Consider the following 15352-nt stretch of genomic DNA (forward strand, 5'->3'; position numbering starts at 1 on the left):
GGGGATCAGAATGACTTTTTACTGTAATAAGTAACCACAAAGCCAATTAAACTTAATAAGCCTAGCCATACGAAAATGCCTCGCAATAAGCCATAGCTCGCCATACAGCAAACCATTGATAAGGCAAGTAGAGCAAAACCCAATAAGCGCCTTTTAGGGGAGGATGTGAAGCTGGTTTGTTCTCGTATTGCTGTAACACCCAAAACTAACAACAAAACGGATAACAAGATGATCATGCCTTAACTCCCTGCTTTATGTTTACGTTTTCAGGATTAGCTTCAATCACAGGTTGTGATTGGTACTGCCTGAGCAGATACAAAATTCCAACACCTAATCCTAAACAAGCCAGATCTGCACCAATAGCAATGGGGTTGATGTTTGATAGCTGATAAATATAGCCAAACAATACCAGCTTAATCGGAACTATGCTGAGTAAGCACAAGCTTGTGATCCAAGTGAAAAGCTTAGCCGTTTGCTGCTCGTTTTTGTAAAAGAAAGCAAACAAGGTCGATAGCCCCCATATTGGAAAGAATACGTAAAACATCGCTGCGCCGACATTGTCGATGTTGGTTAACTTGTCCAATAAAAGTTGGGCAGGAAATAACGTAAAGCTTGCCAAAACGACACCGCCGCAGCTACCAAGAATAAAGCGATTGAATCTTTTGTAGGTGGCTTCACTAAACTCTGGGTTGGTTGCTGAGAGTCCTCGCTTAATCCATAACATCATGCCCGTTAACGGCAGTAATGTAGTTGATAAGCCAAGTACAGTCCAAATGAGCTTAACTAAGATACCGCCAAAATTTCCGTAATGAAGTGGAAACATTAAGTCGATAATTGGCCCAGAGAACCCTTCGACTTTACTTAAGTTACTGTAGCGTTCTACAAAGCTGGCATCTGCGGCTTTATAAACGGAAGTTTGGAAAGCAATACTGGTACCGCCATAGACACTGACTAAGGCTAATGCGCCTTTATCACCAAACTCTTTAATGGTGATAGAAGCAATTTCTCTATCGCCACCAGTCGTCTTTTCTGTTTCTAATACCTCTGCGATTTTCATAGGAGCATTGATGTGTTGAACCGTTACTTCAGGCGTTGCAGTGAACGTTTCAAGTAATTTATCTTGGTCGCCTTCAAAGCTGACGAAAGCGGCTGCAGGAACCAAAACTACGATAATTAAGCCAAGAAAAGCACCGGTAAAACCTATTATTCCGTGAAACAACATTCCCCAAATACCCAAAACCTTATGGCCGTCATTGAAGGTTAATGTTGTGTTTTTATCTCTACGGAAAGTAAAGAGTTGCGCTAATTTTTTACGATGGATGATGAAACCTGTAACGACAGAAAGTAACAAGGTTAATCCAAGTACACCCGTTAATAACAAGCCAATGGGTCTACCTAGGTGTAAGTCAGCATGGAATCCAATAATAAAATTGGCCATACCATATTCTCTGGCTTCGAATAGTTCATCTGTTGTGCCTTCTTTCTTAGATAAAAGTTGATAAGTAACAGGATCTAGCTCTATCAAATATCCTCGTTCTTCTGGCTTTGTATTTGATGTAGAAGGCGAGTCTTCGATTCCGCTGTGCGCTTCATAAAAGATAGTGAGGTTTTGAAAGCCTCGAATACTTGGTAAAAATATCGCGACTTCTTCGAGATAAGGTTTTGGTATGTCTTGAGCGTACTGGTTTACCAGCTGCTCAATTCTTTTTGTATCCATTTGCGCAACAGATGGATAAGTAGGGTTTGCCCAAATTTTCAGCTCAGGCTTCCCAAATACGGATAAAGAGCCCGTAAAAGCAATAACAAACAATAAAATACCAGTGATAATGCCGACCCAAGCATGAATGCTGTAGAGTTTTTTTATGGTTCTACTTTTCATTTATTATTGCCCTCCATTCAGAGCCAAGTAGCTCAAGAAAGCATGACTGATGGTAATGAACAGCATTACCGCCCAAGCGTGCCATGACTTTTGACTCAAATAGCTATAAATGAACAGGGCTATCCAGATGAAAGGGAAAAGTAAAATGGGTAAAGCAATTTGATCGGCTAATTTAAAGGGGAGGTAGGTTGTCATCCCAGGGATCATAATTACAGCGGTAATAAATGCCATAAGGCAAGCTGCGAGGTTTCGGCTGATTTTATTATCAACGCTATTTCTTCTCTTCGGTTTTGTTATTGAAGTCATTACGATTTTCCATATTCGCGATAGGCTTATGGTAAACCGTACCTTATTTGTAGTAAATAATAATATTGATAATGATTCGTATTGGATTGTGTGTAAAATATAAAATATGTGAACTTTGTTACCAAGCATGAACCTGCTAAACTTGCCAAAATCTTGCATTTTGAGGAAAACACTTTGGAATTGATGAACATTGCTCGCGTTAGATGGGCTTGTCGTCGCGGCATGCTGGAGTTGGATGTTATTTTTCAGCCATTTGTAGATGCACATTATGAAAATCTGTCAGAACAAGACAAAGCGACTTTTGTACGTTTACTTGAATGTGAAGACCCCGAACTATTCGCTTGGTTTATGGGGCATGAAGATTGTCCAGATCCTGAGCTTGCAAAAATGGTAATTACTGTCCGTGGTCGCCCGAAGCCATAGTTTTTCTCTACAAGCTTCATTTATGCAGCGAATGGCTTTTATTGGATTCGCTGCACTTATCCTTTCCAGCTTTTTTGCTTGGCCAGAAATAGAGCTTATATTGATTAAGCTATTTCAAGTGACACTGTTTTTACTCTGCTTATTTTTGTTAATAAAAGAGTTTAAGGCATTACAACAATGGAAACTGGCATTTCAATTAAATGAACAAGGTGAACTCAGAAAGTTTGATTCTACGCATATTTACACCATAGAAAAACTGTGGGTTTCAGACTGGTTTTGTGCGTTTTATTTGAAGGTTGAGAATTCGAAAGGCAAATTTAAACGAGTTGGGACAGTATTTGTTTTTAAAGATATGTTACTAGATTCAAGTTATCGGCATTTGTGCAGAATGGTTCTAGTTGTTGGTTGATAAATTAATTACTGCGCTTGCTTAGCTTTAATTTTTTAATCATTTCTTCATGATCTTTTCGTTCGAAATTTCTCAATGGGTCGAGGTAGGCATCAACATTGGGTTGCCTATCGGCTTCAGGTGTCATTTGTTTTAGTACTTGTCTTACTTCAACCTCTTGCTCTTGTGGTGTTAAATTTTTAAGAGGTGGAAGTCTGCGGCATAATTCAATACTTGAAGCAACCGCGTATCGAGTACAGTTTTTATGATCGAAAAATGATTGCCAACCTGTTTGGTATACATCAATCCCTTCGGGATACTCTTTACCTGCTTTTGAATCAACAATAATGGCAGTATTATTTACATAGATCACTAATACAGTATGAGGGATAAGTGTTACTCCGAATTTTTTCCCTCGATCATTTACCCCCATTAACTCCATCTTGACATCGGGAGCTCCTTGATATCTTCTAGTGGCTTCCTCAAAGTAAGACTTTAATGTATTTTGTTCCACATGAGTATGTTCATGCAAAAATTCAATACCTTCGTGTTCAACATCAATGCTACTTAAGTACCTAGTCGCTGCATAAGTGACCATTTGTGTGTCTAAGCGTTCCGTTTTGGAAATAGGCGTAAAAGATTGATCAACTTGTTCCACGGTAACTTCATCACCCGTTATGTCATCGTAACCCTCTAGATAGTTATCCGTATTTCCAGTAGTACTTACTCTATCACTTAAATCACCTTGACATTCTTCAATAGCATTGCCGTCAGCATCGACAGCTGGTGCTTTTGGTGATGCGCTTAAAGAAGACTTAACTCTACTCGCTTCTAGCATTTGCATTTGTCTTCTAAATTGGAGTGCTAATTCTGATTCTGTGATCAGTTCAATAGAGGTACTGAGTTCGGCTACAATTCTGGCTTTTTGTGCAATTGATCCTGAGAGAGCTTTAGAGACTGCTTTTGAAACTTGTTTTTTGGCATCTTCAGCCTGTTCAGGGGTTAGGTGACGAAATCGGAGCTCAAAATAAATTTTTATAGTAGCAGTGAATGCTCTAACTTTTGCAATTAATTTTTTCCATACGGTTTGTGTTTTAGCAAACTCTTGTAAAACTTGAAGCCCTACATTAATCAATGGACGCCCATGGCGGGATTCCCAAGCAGCTAAATCTTTTACCTTTTGCGGATATTTATCTGCAATAGTCTTTAATGATAAATTATTTAGATCAGATGGGTTGCTAAACAATGTGTGTAGAAAAGTATGTCCTTGTCTATCTGTTATTGACAATATGTCATCAGCACTCTCAACTTGCATAAGCAATTCGAGCATTCCTTTATGGTCTTTAAGACATGATTTAGATAATGGCTGTGAATCGTCATGCTCTTGAGAAACAAATAAGTGGAAAATTGTCTGTCCCTGCTCATTTAGAAGGGCTATGTTGAAATTTGGATTGAGAACAGCCTGAGCAAGCGCATTATAATCACTACTTTTAATAGCTTCTTCAGCTTGAGAAAATAGCACCGCTTCATCAGAACTCGTTTCCACTAGTTCTGCTTGGGTAAGATCAATTTGCCTTACACTGATTGAAGGTATGTCTGACATGCTATTTGACTTAATACTAAAACTTACTTAGAGGATAGTATTTACCATAGATAACGAAAGAATTTTTTGCTTATATTGACAAAGTTTAATTTGTCGGAAAATTATAATTCACTTAGGTTTATCAAGCTGTTGGTAGTGTATAAAAAAAGCTACAAGCATAGGCTTAGACATTAACTACTTCAAAGCAGGGGCTTGAATTAGGTAGTGTTCAGCCGAACACTATGACAAGCATCGGCTGAAAGATAAATTACTCTTGCTGAAATCCTGTATTTTGAGGTGTCACAAGCAATACCTTAGTTTAGGGGTGTAATACCGTAGGTTTTGACTGTGGTAACTTTTCAGGGTAGTCGGCGTTGAAATGTAAACCTCGACTCTCTTGTCGGGCAATTGCGCAACGGATGATTAATTCAGCCACTTGCACTAGGTTTCTCAGCTCAAGTAAGTTATTACTAACACGGAAGTTTGAATAATACTCTTGAATTTCCTGTTGCAGCATTTCACAGCGACGCAGTGCCCGTTCTAAACGTTTGTTTGTTCGAACGATTCCAACATAATCCCACATGAATAGTCGCAGCTCATGCCAGTTGTGGGCAATGACCACTTCTTCATCTGAGTCCGCAACTTGGCTTTCATCCCAGTGAGGTAAGGATGAAGCTAATGATAGTGACGGTAACTGAGATAAAATGTGTGTTGAAGAAGAACGAGCATAGACAACACATTCTAGTAGTGAGTTACTGGCTAGACGATTAGCGCCATGTAATCCGGTGTATGATACTTCGCCGATGGCATATAAGCCTTCAACGTCGGTTTTCCCATTGCTATCTACCATGACTCCACCACAAGTGTAATGGGCGGCAGGCACTACGGGAATTTTGTCTTTAGTGATGTCTATACCTAGCTGTAAACAACGTTGATGTATGGTTGGAAAGTGATGGATAACAAAATCAGCTGGTTTGTGGCTGATATCTAAGTACATACAATCAACACCTAACCGCTTGATCTCAAAATCAATGGCTTGCGCGACAATATCTCGTGGGGCTAATTCAGCACGCTCATCAAAATCAGGCATAAAACGAGTGCCATCAGGGCGCAATAAATAAGCTCCTTCGCCACGAAGAGCTTCGGTGAGTAGGAAGTTTCGAGCATCTGGATGATATAAACATGTTGGATGGAATTGATTAAATTCCATGTTCGCGACTCGACAACCTGCTCGCCAAGCCATCGCAATACCATCACCACTGGAAACATCAGGATTAGAAGTATACTGATAAACTTTAGAACACCCACCTGTTGCTAATACGACGGAACGTGCTTTAACCGTCTCAACTTGCTCATTGTCTCGGTTCCAAATATAGGCGCCTAATACACGATTTCCAGCTAAGTTCAGCTTTTTGCTAGAAATTAAATCAACAGCATTGTAGCGTTCTAGCACTTGGATGTTCGGGTGTTCAAGCGCACATTGCTGCAAGGTTTTTTGGATTTCTTTACCTGTAGCGTCTGCCGTATGTAGAATACGTCGGTGGCTGTGTCCGCCCTCTCGGGTAAGGTGGTAAACTGAGCCTTGAGGTTCGGTTACGGCTTCTTTATCAAAAGCAACACCCGACTGTATAAGCCACATGATAGCTTGCTTACTGTTTTCTACTGTATGCCTTACGGCAGACTCTTCACAAAGGCCTGCACCAGCGATCATAGTGTCTTGAACGTGGGCTTCGACGGAGTCGTCATCATCAAAAACTGCGGCAATACCACCTTGAGCGTAATAGGTTGAACCTTCGGAAAGTTTTGATTTTGATACTAAAACTACTTTACACTGCTCAGCAAGTTGTAATGCAACGGTAAGACCTGCAGCACCACTGCCAATAACCAGTACATCAGTTTGGTGTTCTTTTGCTTGTGTCATTCAGGTTGTGATTATTTTTTTCATGGCACTAATGGTAAAACAAATATAATTTTAATGCTGTAGCAATTTTTATAAATTCTAAAATATGCAACAGGGTATACATATAACTGACATGCAAACTTGTGATAACAATCATAAGGGGTTAGTAGGGTGCAAGTAACAAGATAAAATAGTGACTAGGATCTAATTTTTTTAACAAGTAAACCATATTTTTTATGATCCAAGTGAACTAATTGAAAAGGCGTATGTCTATTGAAGTGCAAGTAGCAAAAACACACTTCGAGCGACTATATATTGTCAGCAAGTAGATTGAGGAGTAGTCGGCTCGAATGAGTGGACAGAATAGTGATCAAATAATCATAGAGCGCGTGCAGCGAGGTGATAAGCAAGCTTATAACCTGTTGGTTCAAAAGTATCAGAGCAAGGTCATTAACTTGATTTCTCGTTATGTTCGAAATCAAGCTGATGTGGCGGATGTTGCCCAAGAGGCATTCATCAAAGCCTACCGAGCACTAGCGAACTTTCGTGGTGATAGTGCATTTTATACTTGGTTGTATCGAATTGCAGTTAATACGGCGAAAAACCATTTGGTATCGCAGGGGCGTAAGGCCCCAGCAAATGATATCGATGCGGAAGAAGCAGAGTTTTATGATGGTAGCGACGCCCTTAAAGAGTTCGCATCTCCGGAGCGCTTGATGTTATCAGGTGAAATCAAAAAAGTAATTTTTGATACACTGGAGACATTACCAGAAGAACTTAGAATGGCGTTAACGTTAAGAGAACTGGAAGGAATGAGTTACGAGGATATTTCAAATATTATGGAGTGTCCTGTCGGAACGGTACGTTCAAGAATTTTCAGAGCTCGTGAAGCTGTAGACAAAATGCTCCAACCTCTTTTGGAAAGATAAGTTGGAATTTAGATAGGTGACTAATGGATAAGTTAGATCAAGAGTGGTTATCGGCTGCCGTAGATGGCGATATTGACGAACAGGCGATAAAAGCACTTAGCAACGATAGCCATGCACAAGACAAGTGGTGTAATTACCATCTAATTGGTGATGCAATTCGTGACGAGCTTCCAGATGCCATGCCTTTAGATTTAACTACTGGTATTGCCAGTGCGCTGGAAAATGAGCCTGAACTTCTCGTTCCTCAAGCGCCAGAAACTAAAGTGACTGTTGAAGAACCTTTAGTTGCCAACGCTAAAGTTGTGCCTCTGTTTAAGCAAGTTGGTCAATATGCAATAGCGGCATCTGTAGCGGTAATGGCAGTTATCGGTGTACAGAATTACCAGCAAGCAGAGCAAGAGAATCACCCATCACCCGTGTTGAATACATTACCCATCATGGGGAGTGCTTCTCCGGTAAGTTTGCAAGCAGAGCCTAGTTCGCATGCCGTTTCTGCACAAGAATATAACGAGCAATTGCAAGAACAACGCCGACGTATTAATGCTTACTTACAAGATCATTTATTGCAACAAAGGTTGAACAGTAATAGTAGTTTGTCGCAAAATTCAGATAATTAAGTGACATTTTTAGGGCGTACCCTAATTTAGGAGTAAGTTTGCGCAATATTTTGATTTTTCTGTCGCTCGTTGCTTTGCCCGCATTAGCACAAAACGAAATGACAGCTAAAGCTTGGCTTGAAAACATGAGCCAAGCTTTACAGCATCAAGGATACAAGGCTTCCATGGTGCAAGTTCAGGCTGGGCATATACGCCCTTTAGTATACTTGCATGACAAAGTGGATAATAAGGAAGTTGCTTTTCTAGAATACCTTAATGGTCCTCCTCAGAAAGCGGTTCGCATCGGCAATACTGTTACTTTCATTGAACATGATCAAACGCCTTATAGTATTTTTTCTAAGCGCATTGAAGGATTGTGGCCTGCTGCATTTACTAGCAACCTCGATATTTTAAGTCATAGTTACCAGTTTGTTCTCGGTGGCCGAGCAAGAATCGCTGGTCGGCCAGGACAGTTGGTTAGAATTATTTCAAAAGATAATAACCGCTTCAGTTACCGCGTATGGTTAGACATGGATAATTTCCTTCCACTTAGAATGGATACCGTAAGTGTTGATAAAAATTTACTTCAACAATTGATGGTGGTTGAAATTGGCCAGTTCGATGCTACTCCCGAAATTCTAAAGGAAGCATTAAAACGACAGTGGCCAAGTGCTAGAATTATCAGCCCTCAAAAACAAACTTATAACTGGAAATTTACTTGGCTTCCGAAAGGATTTAAGGTAAAAACTCGTGATCATCACAGACTTTATGGTAGCCGTGAACCAGTAGAATATATAGGCCTTACAGATGGTCTCGCTAACATTTCCGTTTATATTTCAGAGTCCAAAACTACTGAGTTACCAACTGAGTTAACCTCACAAAATGGTATGGCGATTGTTACTGAGCGCGTTGGTGATGCTGAAGTCGTTGTTGTCGGGCAGGCACCGTCAAAGACATTAGTTGAGATAGCGAAAAGCTTGCGACTAGACAATTAATACCAATTACTGTAATTGGTATTAATCATGAGTAATCAATTATGATGGAAGAAAAAGCCAAAGTAGTCTCTGCGGCGAAAGATGGTTGGGTTATGGTAGAAGTGGAGAGCAAAAGTGCTTGCCATAGTTGCCATAATGAGGAGTCTTGTGGTACTTCTGCTGTGGCCAAAGCTTTTACTCCTAAAACTCAAGTGTTTTCTCTTCAAACAAACCTTGAATTACAGCCTGATGAACTCGTGAAAATTGGCTTGCCAGAGTCGGTCATTCTTAAAGCCGCTGCTTTAGTGTATTTATTACCGTTAGTGGGATTTTTTATTATGGCTGGATTAGCGACTCTGTTTTTCGTTCGTTTAGAACTGATTACTTTTAGCTCTCATTCTGGTGATCTACCTGCCATTATCTTTGGCGGTTTTGGAGCTGTGATAGCATGGTTTTTAGGCCGTAAAAAAGCCAAAGAGCTTGAACTAGAAGCCAGTCCAGTGATTGTTGAACGCCTTGGTCATTCAATTAATACTCCGCAGACAAACTCCTAATTGGTATCTTTGCCGCAATCAGGTACAATTCAGCCCTTTATTGTGTTACTTCAAAATGCAGCTTATACCATTCACATCAATTAACTGTGTTTATAGAGGAGCGTTAGCAAAGGAAATACAAGGCGTAATGACGAATCATAGCCGTAGCTATGGTGAGGAATTGCAACGATGTAGTTTCAAAGCTAATGCTTCTTCTCAGGCATAGTTAATTGGTACGAATGGTATTACATGTGTTTCGGCACCTAGCCTAGGTGAGCATTCTGAAGTAACACCTATTTTTCTTAGCACTGAATAGAGTATTAACGCAGCATTAGAATGAAGAATATTAGAAACTTTTCGATTATTGCCCATATCGACCACGGAAAATCTACCCTATCAGACCGCCTTATCCAATATTGCGACGGCTTAAGCGATCGTGAGATGGCGGCTCAAGTTCTTGACTCAATGGATATTGAGCGCGAACGTGGAATTACTATTAAAGCTCAGAGTGTTACTCTAAATTATAAAGCCAAAGATGGTGAAACTTATCAGCTGAACTTTATTGATACTCCAGGTCACGTTGACTTTTCATATGAAGTTTCTCGCTCTCTTGCAGCATGTGAAGGCGCACTGCTGGTGGTTGATGCAGGCCAAGGTGTTGAAGCTCAAACGCTTGCAAACTGCTATACCGCATTAGAAATGGACTTGCACGTTGTTCCAATCCTTAACAAAATCGACTTACCTCAAGCTGATCCAGAGCGTGTAGCTGAAGAAATTGAAGATATTGTTGGTATCGAAGCGATGGAAGCGGTTCGTTGTTCTGCTAAAACCGGTATTGGTATTGAAGAAGTTTTAGAAGAAATTGTATCTGAAGTTCCAGCTCCTGAAGGTGATCCAGAAGGCCCATTACAGGCACTGATCATTGACTCTTGGTTTGATAGCTACTTAGGTGTTGTTTCTTTAGTACGTATTAAAAACGGTGTACTTAAGAAAGGTGATAAGTTTAAAGTCATGTCGACCGGTCAAACGCATACTGCTGATCGTGTTGGTATCTTCACGCCAAAACAAACGGATATGCCTGAGCTTAAAACAGGCGAAGTAGGCTTTGTTATCGCGGGTCTTAAAGACATTCACGGTGCACCAGTAGGTGATACGCTAACTCATGCAAAACACGGTGCTGAAGAGGCATTACCCGGATTTAAAAAGGTTACTCCGCAGGTTTATGCAGGTGTATTCCCGATTTCTACCGATGAATTTGAAAACTTCCGTGACGCATTGAACAAGCTGAGCTTGAATGATGCATCACTTGAATTTGAACCAGAAAATTCCTCAGCATTAGGCTTCGGTTTCCGTATTGGTTACCTTGGTCTACTTCACATGGAGATTATTCAAGAGCGTCTAGAGCGTGAATACAATCTTGATTTGATCACCACGGCACCTACCGTAGTGTATGAAGTTGAAAAGAATAGTGGTGAAGTGGTTTATGTTGATAACCCATCTGATTTACCTGCAATCAACACCATTGCAGAAATGCGTGAGCCGATTGTTGAAGCCAATATTCTAGTGCCAAAAGATTACCTTGGTAACGTCATTACGCTTTGTGTTGAAAAACGTGGTGTTCAGAAGAACATGGTGTATCACGGTAACCAAGTGGCGATTACTTACGATATTCCAATGGCTGAAGTCGTTATGGACTTCTTTGACCGTCTGAAATCAACCAGCCGTGGTTATGCATCACTTGAATACAACTTTGTGCGTTTTGAGCCAGCAGATATGGTGCGCTTAGATGTATTGATTAATGGCGACCGTGTTGATGCATTGGCGTTGATCATCCATCGCTCATTGATCCGTCACAAAGGTATTGCGCTTGTTGAGAAGATGAAAGAGCTAATCCCAAGACAGATGTTTGATATTGCAATTCAAGCAGCGGTGGGAAGCCAGATTGTGGCGCGTTCTAATATTAAAGCAATGCGTAAAGACGTAACTGCAAAATGTTACGGCGGTGACGTATCTCGTAAGAAGAAACTGCTACAAAAGCAGAAAGAAGGTAAGAAGCGAATGAAACAAGTGGGTAACGTTGAAGTTCCACAAGAAGCTTTCTTAGCCGTGTTAAAGCTTAACGATTAATCTACATGATAGAAGCGCCCTAAGGGGCGCTTTGATACTTTATTAGATGGTTTGTTGATAGTTAAGGTTTTGGCAACCTTTGAAATTGAACAAGCAGATTATCTTTCATGTTTAGTTTAGTTTCTTGTTGCATTCGCTTACACTTAACCTTGAACCTTTATTAATAAAAACAATCCATTAATCATCTGAATTAATTAACAGCCGGAGTAATAAATCCACATGGCAGCTTATTTTTCAATCATTCTTGTTATCGTTACCTTAGTTTCAGGATTAATATGGGCAATAGATGCATTTATGTTTGCCCCTAAAAGAAAGCAAGCATTAGCAATTGCTGAACAAAAAAAAGCGTTAACTGATGAAGCGAAAGAAAAAATTCTTCAAGAGCCTGTGGTAGTTGAAACAGCTCATTCTATTTTTCCTGTTATCGCTTTTGTGCTTGTGTTGCGTTCGTTTTTATATGAACCGTTTCAAATTCCATCAGGCTCTATGATGCCAACCTTATTGGTTGGTGATTTTATTCTGGTTGAAAAGTTTTCCTACGGCATTAAAGACCCTGTATGGCGAGCTAAGCTTGTTGAAACTGGTGAGCCGAAACGAGGGGATATAGCGGTATTTAAATACCCTGAAAATCCAAAAGTAGACTACATCAAACGAGTGATTGGTCTTCCCGGAGATAGGGTGGTTTACCGTAACAAGCATCTCTATATTCAACCTGCTTGTAAAGAAGGTGAAAAGAGGTGTCCGGGTTTAGAAATTGTTGACCGCACCGAAGTTAATCGTGGTGAATTTAGTCAAGATGGTTTCCCAATGTTGCGATATACCGAACACCTTGGCAAAGTTGATCATGATATTTTGATTAACCCTGCTCGTGGCGAAATGCTGCAAGCATACTTTAGACAACCAAACACTCAGCCATATGAGTTTATTGTACCCAAAGGTCAATATTTCATGATGGGTGATAATCGTGACAATAGCCTTGATAGTCGTTTTTGGGGCTTTGTACCAGAAGCTAATTTAGTGGGTAAAGCCGTAGCTATTTGGATTAGTTTCGAATTTGATCGCACGGATGCAGACTTTTTACCAAAATGGGTACCAACAGGTGTCCGTTTCAATCGCGTCGGCGGATTAAAGTAGTATGAGATCTTCGCACAATCGAGAGCGTTTGCTTCGTACTTTAGGGTATGAATTTGAACAGTCTGATTTACTTTCTCAGGCACTGACACATCGCAGTGCTGCCCATAAGCATAATGAAAGATTAGAGTTCTTAGGGGACTCTATTTTATCTATCGTTATTTCTGATGCCTTGTATCATCAATTTCCAAAAGCAACAGAAGGCGACCTTAGCCGTATGCGAGCTTCTTTGGTAAGAGGTGATACGTTGGCGGTTATTGCCCAAGAATTCAATTTGGGCGATTACTTAAAACTTGGTCCAGGTGAATTAAAAAGCGGAGGTTTCCGCCGTGAATCGATTCTTGCTGATGCTGTAGAAGCTATTATCGGTGCAATTTATCTTGATTCTGATCTTGAAACTTGCCGTAAATTATTACTGAGCTGGTATGAAAAGCGCTTGCAAGAAATTAAGCCCGGTATCAATCAAAAAGACCCTAAAACTCTATTGCAAGAGTATTTGCAAGGGCATAAGAAACCATTGCCCGATTACCAGGTGATTGATATTAAAGGTGAGGCGCACGATCAAACCTTTACCGTAGAGTGTCGAATTGAAGGTGTTGTTAATCCTGTTGTTGGGGTTGGTGGCTCTCGAAGAAAAGCGGAACAGCAAGCCGCAGCTCAAATGTTGGAAATAATAAAGAAATGAGCCAAAACCAAGATAAGCCAGATGTAGTATCAGCTGAACCGAGTTTAGATGAATTACTGGCACAAATTAGTAAGCCTTCTTCTGCAGAGCAAGAATACGAAGTTACCTACTGTGGAATGGTTGCGATTGTTGGTCGCCCTAACGTGGGTAAATCCACATTGTTGAACCAATTATTGGGTCAGAAGGTGAGTATTACTTCCCGTAAGCCACAGACCACTCGCCATCGTATTATGGGTATTCATACTCAAGAAAATAAACAAATCGTGTTTGTTGATACACCAGGTCTTCATATTGAAGAAAAGCGAGCCATTAACCGTTTAATGAATCGCGCGGCATCGAGCTCTTTAGCCGATGTTAGCATGGTTGTTTTCCTTGTGGATGGCATGAACTGGACCGCTGACGACGACATGGTTTTGCAAAAGCTGACTCGTGGTGGCAAAGATCCAGAGCGTAAGCTGGTGCTAGCTGTGAACAAGGTTGATCAAATCAAGGAAAAGTATGATTTGTTCCCGTATCTTGAACAATTAGCGTCTAAAGCTGACTTCGATGAAATTTTACCGATTTCTGCTAAGCATGGTACCAATGTTGAACGCATCGTGAATATGGCTGAAAAAACGCTGCCCGAGTGCCCGTTCTATTTTCCTGAAGATTATGTCACTGACCGTAGCCAACGTTTTATGGCTTCTGAAATCGTTCGTGAAAAACTGATACGTTTTTTAGGTGATGAATTACCTTACGATGTCACTGTAGAAATTGAGCAATTTGCTTTGATGGAAAATGGTGTTTATCACATCAATGCTTTGATCTTGGTTGAACGTAAAGGTCAAAAGCGCATGGTTATTGGAAACAAAGGTGAACGTATTCGTACTATTTCTACCGAAGCCAGAAAAGACATGGAAAAGCTTTTTGATAACAAAGTGTTCTTAGAAACATGGGTAAAAGTAAAATCCGGTTGGGCGGATGATGAACGTGCGCTTCGTAGTTTAGGATATGGTGAAGAGTAACTTATTTTAGATTGGATTAATTTGCATGAAAAATGAGCAATAGTGTAAACACCAACTGAAACGCACATCCATGTGCTGACGACCGTGACATCCTGTCACGGACGGTTGTCTTATCACACGATTGCTCCTCGCTGGATTTCTTTAGTTTTTCGTAATTCACACATAAGGCATATTTGGTTTAACCAGAGGTGTAAAAAGGAGCTAAATGGAACGCGGCTATATCTTACATCATCGACCATACAAAGAAGCTCAGGCTTTAGTCAACTTATTGGTTGATGGTCATGGAAGAATTGATGCCGTTGCCAGAGTAGGTAGTGGTAAGCGTTCAAATAAAGCCATTATTCAGCCGTTTCAGCCGCTTATTTTTAATCTTTCTGGTAAAGGGGCGTTAAAGAACCTAACTCAGGTTGAGGCAGCCGCTCCCGCGATTCCACTTCAAGCCGAATCCCTTTACTCGGGTATGTATCTCAATGAGTTATTGGTAAGAGTATTATCAGCTCATCATGAAACCCATTCCTTATTTCAGAGTTATCACAGTACTCTCATAGAGTTAGCCAAACAGTTTGACCAAATTCACTTAAGACTCTTTGAATATGAATTATTACAAGAGCTAGGTATTATGCCGAGTTTACGACATGACAGTACAGGCGAACCGTTAGAACCAAATATCTTTTATCGGTTTTTTGAAGAAGAAGGCTTTCGCCCTTACTTAAATACTAAAATGAACAATAGTTATTCAGGCGCATCTCTATTGGCTTTAAGAGATAATGTGATTTCAGAACATCATTACAAAGACTTAAAGTATTTAATGCGGCAAATTCTGCAGCCTCTTTTGGGCAATAAACCTCTAGTAAGCCGCAAACTCTTTGCGCAGAAGTTTTCAAAATAAACGAGA

16 protein-coding genes are annotated in these 15352 nt (G+C 40.4%); 11 read left to right on the forward strand and 5 right to left on the reverse strand.

From position 1 onward, the window contains the following. Nucleotides 1-5: 5 nt before the first annotated feature. Genes AC1EU0_RS15990 through AC1EU0_RS16000 form a run of 3 tightly spaced genes read right to left on the reverse strand, consistent with a single transcriptional unit; the run spans nucleotide 6 to nucleotide 2185 of the window. Nucleotides 6-236, reverse strand: a complete 231-nt coding sequence (locus tag AC1EU0_RS15990; RefSeq protein ID WP_480303566.1) for a hypothetical protein — start codon at nucleotides 234-236, stop codon at nucleotides 6-8. Next, on the reverse strand, nucleotides 233-1879 hold the full coding sequence (locus AC1EU0_RS15995; protein WP_480303567.1) for a PepSY-associated TM helix domain-containing protein: 1647 nt from the start codon (nucleotides 1877-1879) through the stop codon (nucleotides 233-235). Before AC1EU0_RS15995 ends, AC1EU0_RS15990 begins: the two co-directional genes overlap by 4 nt. Before the next feature lie 3 nt (nucleotides 1880-1882). Then, complete coding sequence (locus AC1EU0_RS16000; protein WP_480303568.1) at nucleotides 1883-2185, reverse strand: hypothetical protein; 303 nt, start codon at nucleotides 2183-2185, stop codon at nucleotides 1883-1885. 174 nt (nucleotides 2186-2359) lie between these two features. Here AC1EU0_RS16000 and AC1EU0_RS16005 point away from each other — a divergent pair, with 174 nt between their 5' ends. Together AC1EU0_RS16005 and AC1EU0_RS16010 are read left to right on the forward strand one after the other, a co-directional pair. Then, a complete protein-coding gene (locus AC1EU0_RS16005) occupies nucleotides 2360-2608 on the forward strand; it encodes an FAD assembly factor SdhE (RefSeq protein WP_480303569.1) in 249 nt (82 codons plus the stop codon). Further along, the gene (locus AC1EU0_RS16010) at nucleotides 2589-3017 is read left to right on the forward strand and encodes a protein YgfX (protein WP_480303570.1); all 429 of its coding nucleotides are present in this window, start codon (nucleotides 2589-2591) and stop codon (nucleotides 3015-3017) included. The genes AC1EU0_RS16005 and AC1EU0_RS16010 overlap by 20 nt, the downstream gene beginning before the upstream one ends. Before the next feature lie 4 nt (nucleotides 3018-3021). Here AC1EU0_RS16010 and AC1EU0_RS16015 read toward each other — a convergent pair whose 3' ends face one another. Together AC1EU0_RS16015 and nadB are read right to left on the reverse strand one after the other, a co-directional pair. Continuing rightward, nucleotides 3022-4599, reverse strand: coding sequence for a hypothetical protein (locus AC1EU0_RS16015; protein ID WP_480303571.1), 1578 nt, complete (start codon nucleotides 4597-4599; stop codon nucleotides 3022-3024). 298 nt (nucleotides 4600-4897) lie between these two features. After that, the gene (gene nadB, locus AC1EU0_RS16020) at nucleotides 4898-6499 is read right to left on the reverse strand and encodes an L-aspartate oxidase (protein WP_480303572.1); all 1602 of its coding nucleotides are present in this window, start codon (nucleotides 6497-6499) and stop codon (nucleotides 4898-4900) included. 329 nt (nucleotides 6500-6828) lie between these two features. On the opposite strand from nadB, the gene rpoE reads away from it, so the two are divergent. From rpoE to recO, 9 genes are all read left to right on the forward strand, one after another. After that, nucleotides 6829-7407, forward strand: coding sequence for an RNA polymerase sigma factor RpoE (gene rpoE, locus AC1EU0_RS16025; RefSeq protein ID WP_480303573.1), 579 nt, complete (start codon nucleotides 6829-6831; stop codon nucleotides 7405-7407). Between the two features lie 23 nt (nucleotides 7408-7430). Then, nucleotides 7431-8024, forward strand: coding sequence for a sigma-E factor negative regulatory protein (locus AC1EU0_RS16030; RefSeq protein ID WP_480303574.1), 594 nt, complete (start codon nucleotides 7431-7433; stop codon nucleotides 8022-8024). A gap of 38 nt (nucleotides 8025-8062) precedes the next feature. Next, complete coding sequence (locus AC1EU0_RS16035; RefSeq protein ID WP_480303575.1) at nucleotides 8063-8998, forward strand: MucB/RseB C-terminal domain-containing protein; 936 nt, start codon at nucleotides 8063-8065, stop codon at nucleotides 8996-8998. Nucleotides 8999-9039: 41 nt separating this feature from the next. After that, nucleotides 9040-9531: a SoxR reducing system RseC family protein gene (locus tag AC1EU0_RS16040; RefSeq protein WP_480303576.1), complete on the forward strand. Its 492-nt coding sequence runs from the start codon at nucleotides 9040-9042 to the stop codon at nucleotides 9529-9531. A gap of 315 nt (nucleotides 9532-9846) precedes the next feature. Then, nucleotides 9847-11637, forward strand: a complete 1791-nt coding sequence (gene lepA, locus AC1EU0_RS16045) for a translation elongation factor 4 (protein WP_480303577.1) — start codon at nucleotides 9847-9849, stop codon at nucleotides 11635-11637. Nucleotides 11638-11856: 219 nt separating this feature from the next. Continuing rightward, the gene (lepB, locus tag AC1EU0_RS16050) at nucleotides 11857-12771 is read left to right on the forward strand and encodes a signal peptidase I (RefSeq protein ID WP_480303578.1); all 915 of its coding nucleotides are present in this window, start codon (nucleotides 11857-11859) and stop codon (nucleotides 12769-12771) included. Between the two features lies 1 nt (nucleotide 12772). Continuing rightward, on the forward strand, nucleotides 12773-13453 hold the full coding sequence (gene rnc, locus AC1EU0_RS16055; protein ID WP_480303579.1) for a ribonuclease III: 681 nt from the start codon (nucleotides 12773-12775) through the stop codon (nucleotides 13451-13453). Further along, nucleotides 13450-14457: a GTPase Era gene (gene era / locus AC1EU0_RS16060; protein ID WP_480303580.1), complete on the forward strand. Its 1008-nt coding sequence runs from the start codon at nucleotides 13450-13452 to the stop codon at nucleotides 14455-14457. Before rnc ends, era begins: the two co-directional genes overlap by 4 nt. 205 nt (nucleotides 14458-14662) lie before the next feature. Beyond that, on the forward strand, nucleotides 14663-15346 hold the full coding sequence (gene recO / locus AC1EU0_RS16065; RefSeq protein WP_480303581.1) for a DNA repair protein RecO: 684 nt from the start codon (nucleotides 14663-14665) through the stop codon (nucleotides 15344-15346). Nucleotides 15347-15352 lie beyond the last annotated feature (6 nt).

It is taken from the genome of Parashewanella sp. 2210YD4-3 (assembly GCF_056591735.1).

Excerpts from the sequence above, each read along its gene's own strand:
- AC1EU0_RS15990 (WP_480303566.1), bottom strand. The coding sequence starts at position 236 with ATGATCATCTTGTTATCCGTTTTGTTGTTAGTTTTGGGTGTTACAGCA.
- AC1EU0_RS15995 (WP_480303567.1), bottom strand. The coding sequence starts at position 1,879 with ATGAAAAGTAGAACCATAAAAAAACTCTACAGCATTCATGCTTGGGTC.
- AC1EU0_RS16000 (WP_480303568.1), bottom strand. The coding sequence starts at position 2,185 with ATGACTTCAATAACAAAACCGAAGAGAAGAAATAGCGTTGATAATAAA.
- AC1EU0_RS16015 (WP_480303571.1), bottom strand. The coding sequence starts at position 4,599 with ATGTCAGACATACCTTCAATCAGTGTAAGGCAAATTGATCTTACCCAA.
- nadB (WP_480303572.1), bottom strand. The coding sequence starts at position 6,499 with ATGACACAAGCAAAAGAACACCAAACTGATGTACTGGTTATTGGCAGT.
- rpoE (WP_480303573.1), top strand. The coding sequence starts at position 6,829 with ATGAGTGGACAGAATAGTGATCAAATAATCATAGAGCGCGTGCAGCGA.
- AC1EU0_RS16030 (WP_480303574.1), top strand. The coding sequence starts at position 7,431 with ATGGATAAGTTAGATCAAGAGTGGTTATCGGCTGCCGTAGATGGCGAT.
- AC1EU0_RS16040 (WP_480303576.1), top strand. The coding sequence starts at position 9,040 with ATGATGGAAGAAAAAGCCAAAGTAGTCTCTGCGGCGAAAGATGGTTGG.
- lepA (WP_480303577.1), top strand. The coding sequence starts at position 9,847 with ATGAAGAATATTAGAAACTTTTCGATTATTGCCCATATCGACCACGGA.
- lepB (WP_480303578.1), top strand. The coding sequence starts at position 11,857 with ATGGCAGCTTATTTTTCAATCATTCTTGTTATCGTTACCTTAGTTTCA.
- rnc (WP_480303579.1), top strand. The coding sequence starts at position 12,773 with ATGAGATCTTCGCACAATCGAGAGCGTTTGCTTCGTACTTTAGGGTAT.
- era (WP_480303580.1), top strand. The coding sequence starts at position 13,450 with ATGAGCCAAAACCAAGATAAGCCAGATGTAGTATCAGCTGAACCGAGT.
- recO (WP_480303581.1), top strand. The coding sequence starts at position 14,663 with ATGGAACGCGGCTATATCTTACATCATCGACCATACAAAGAAGCTCAG.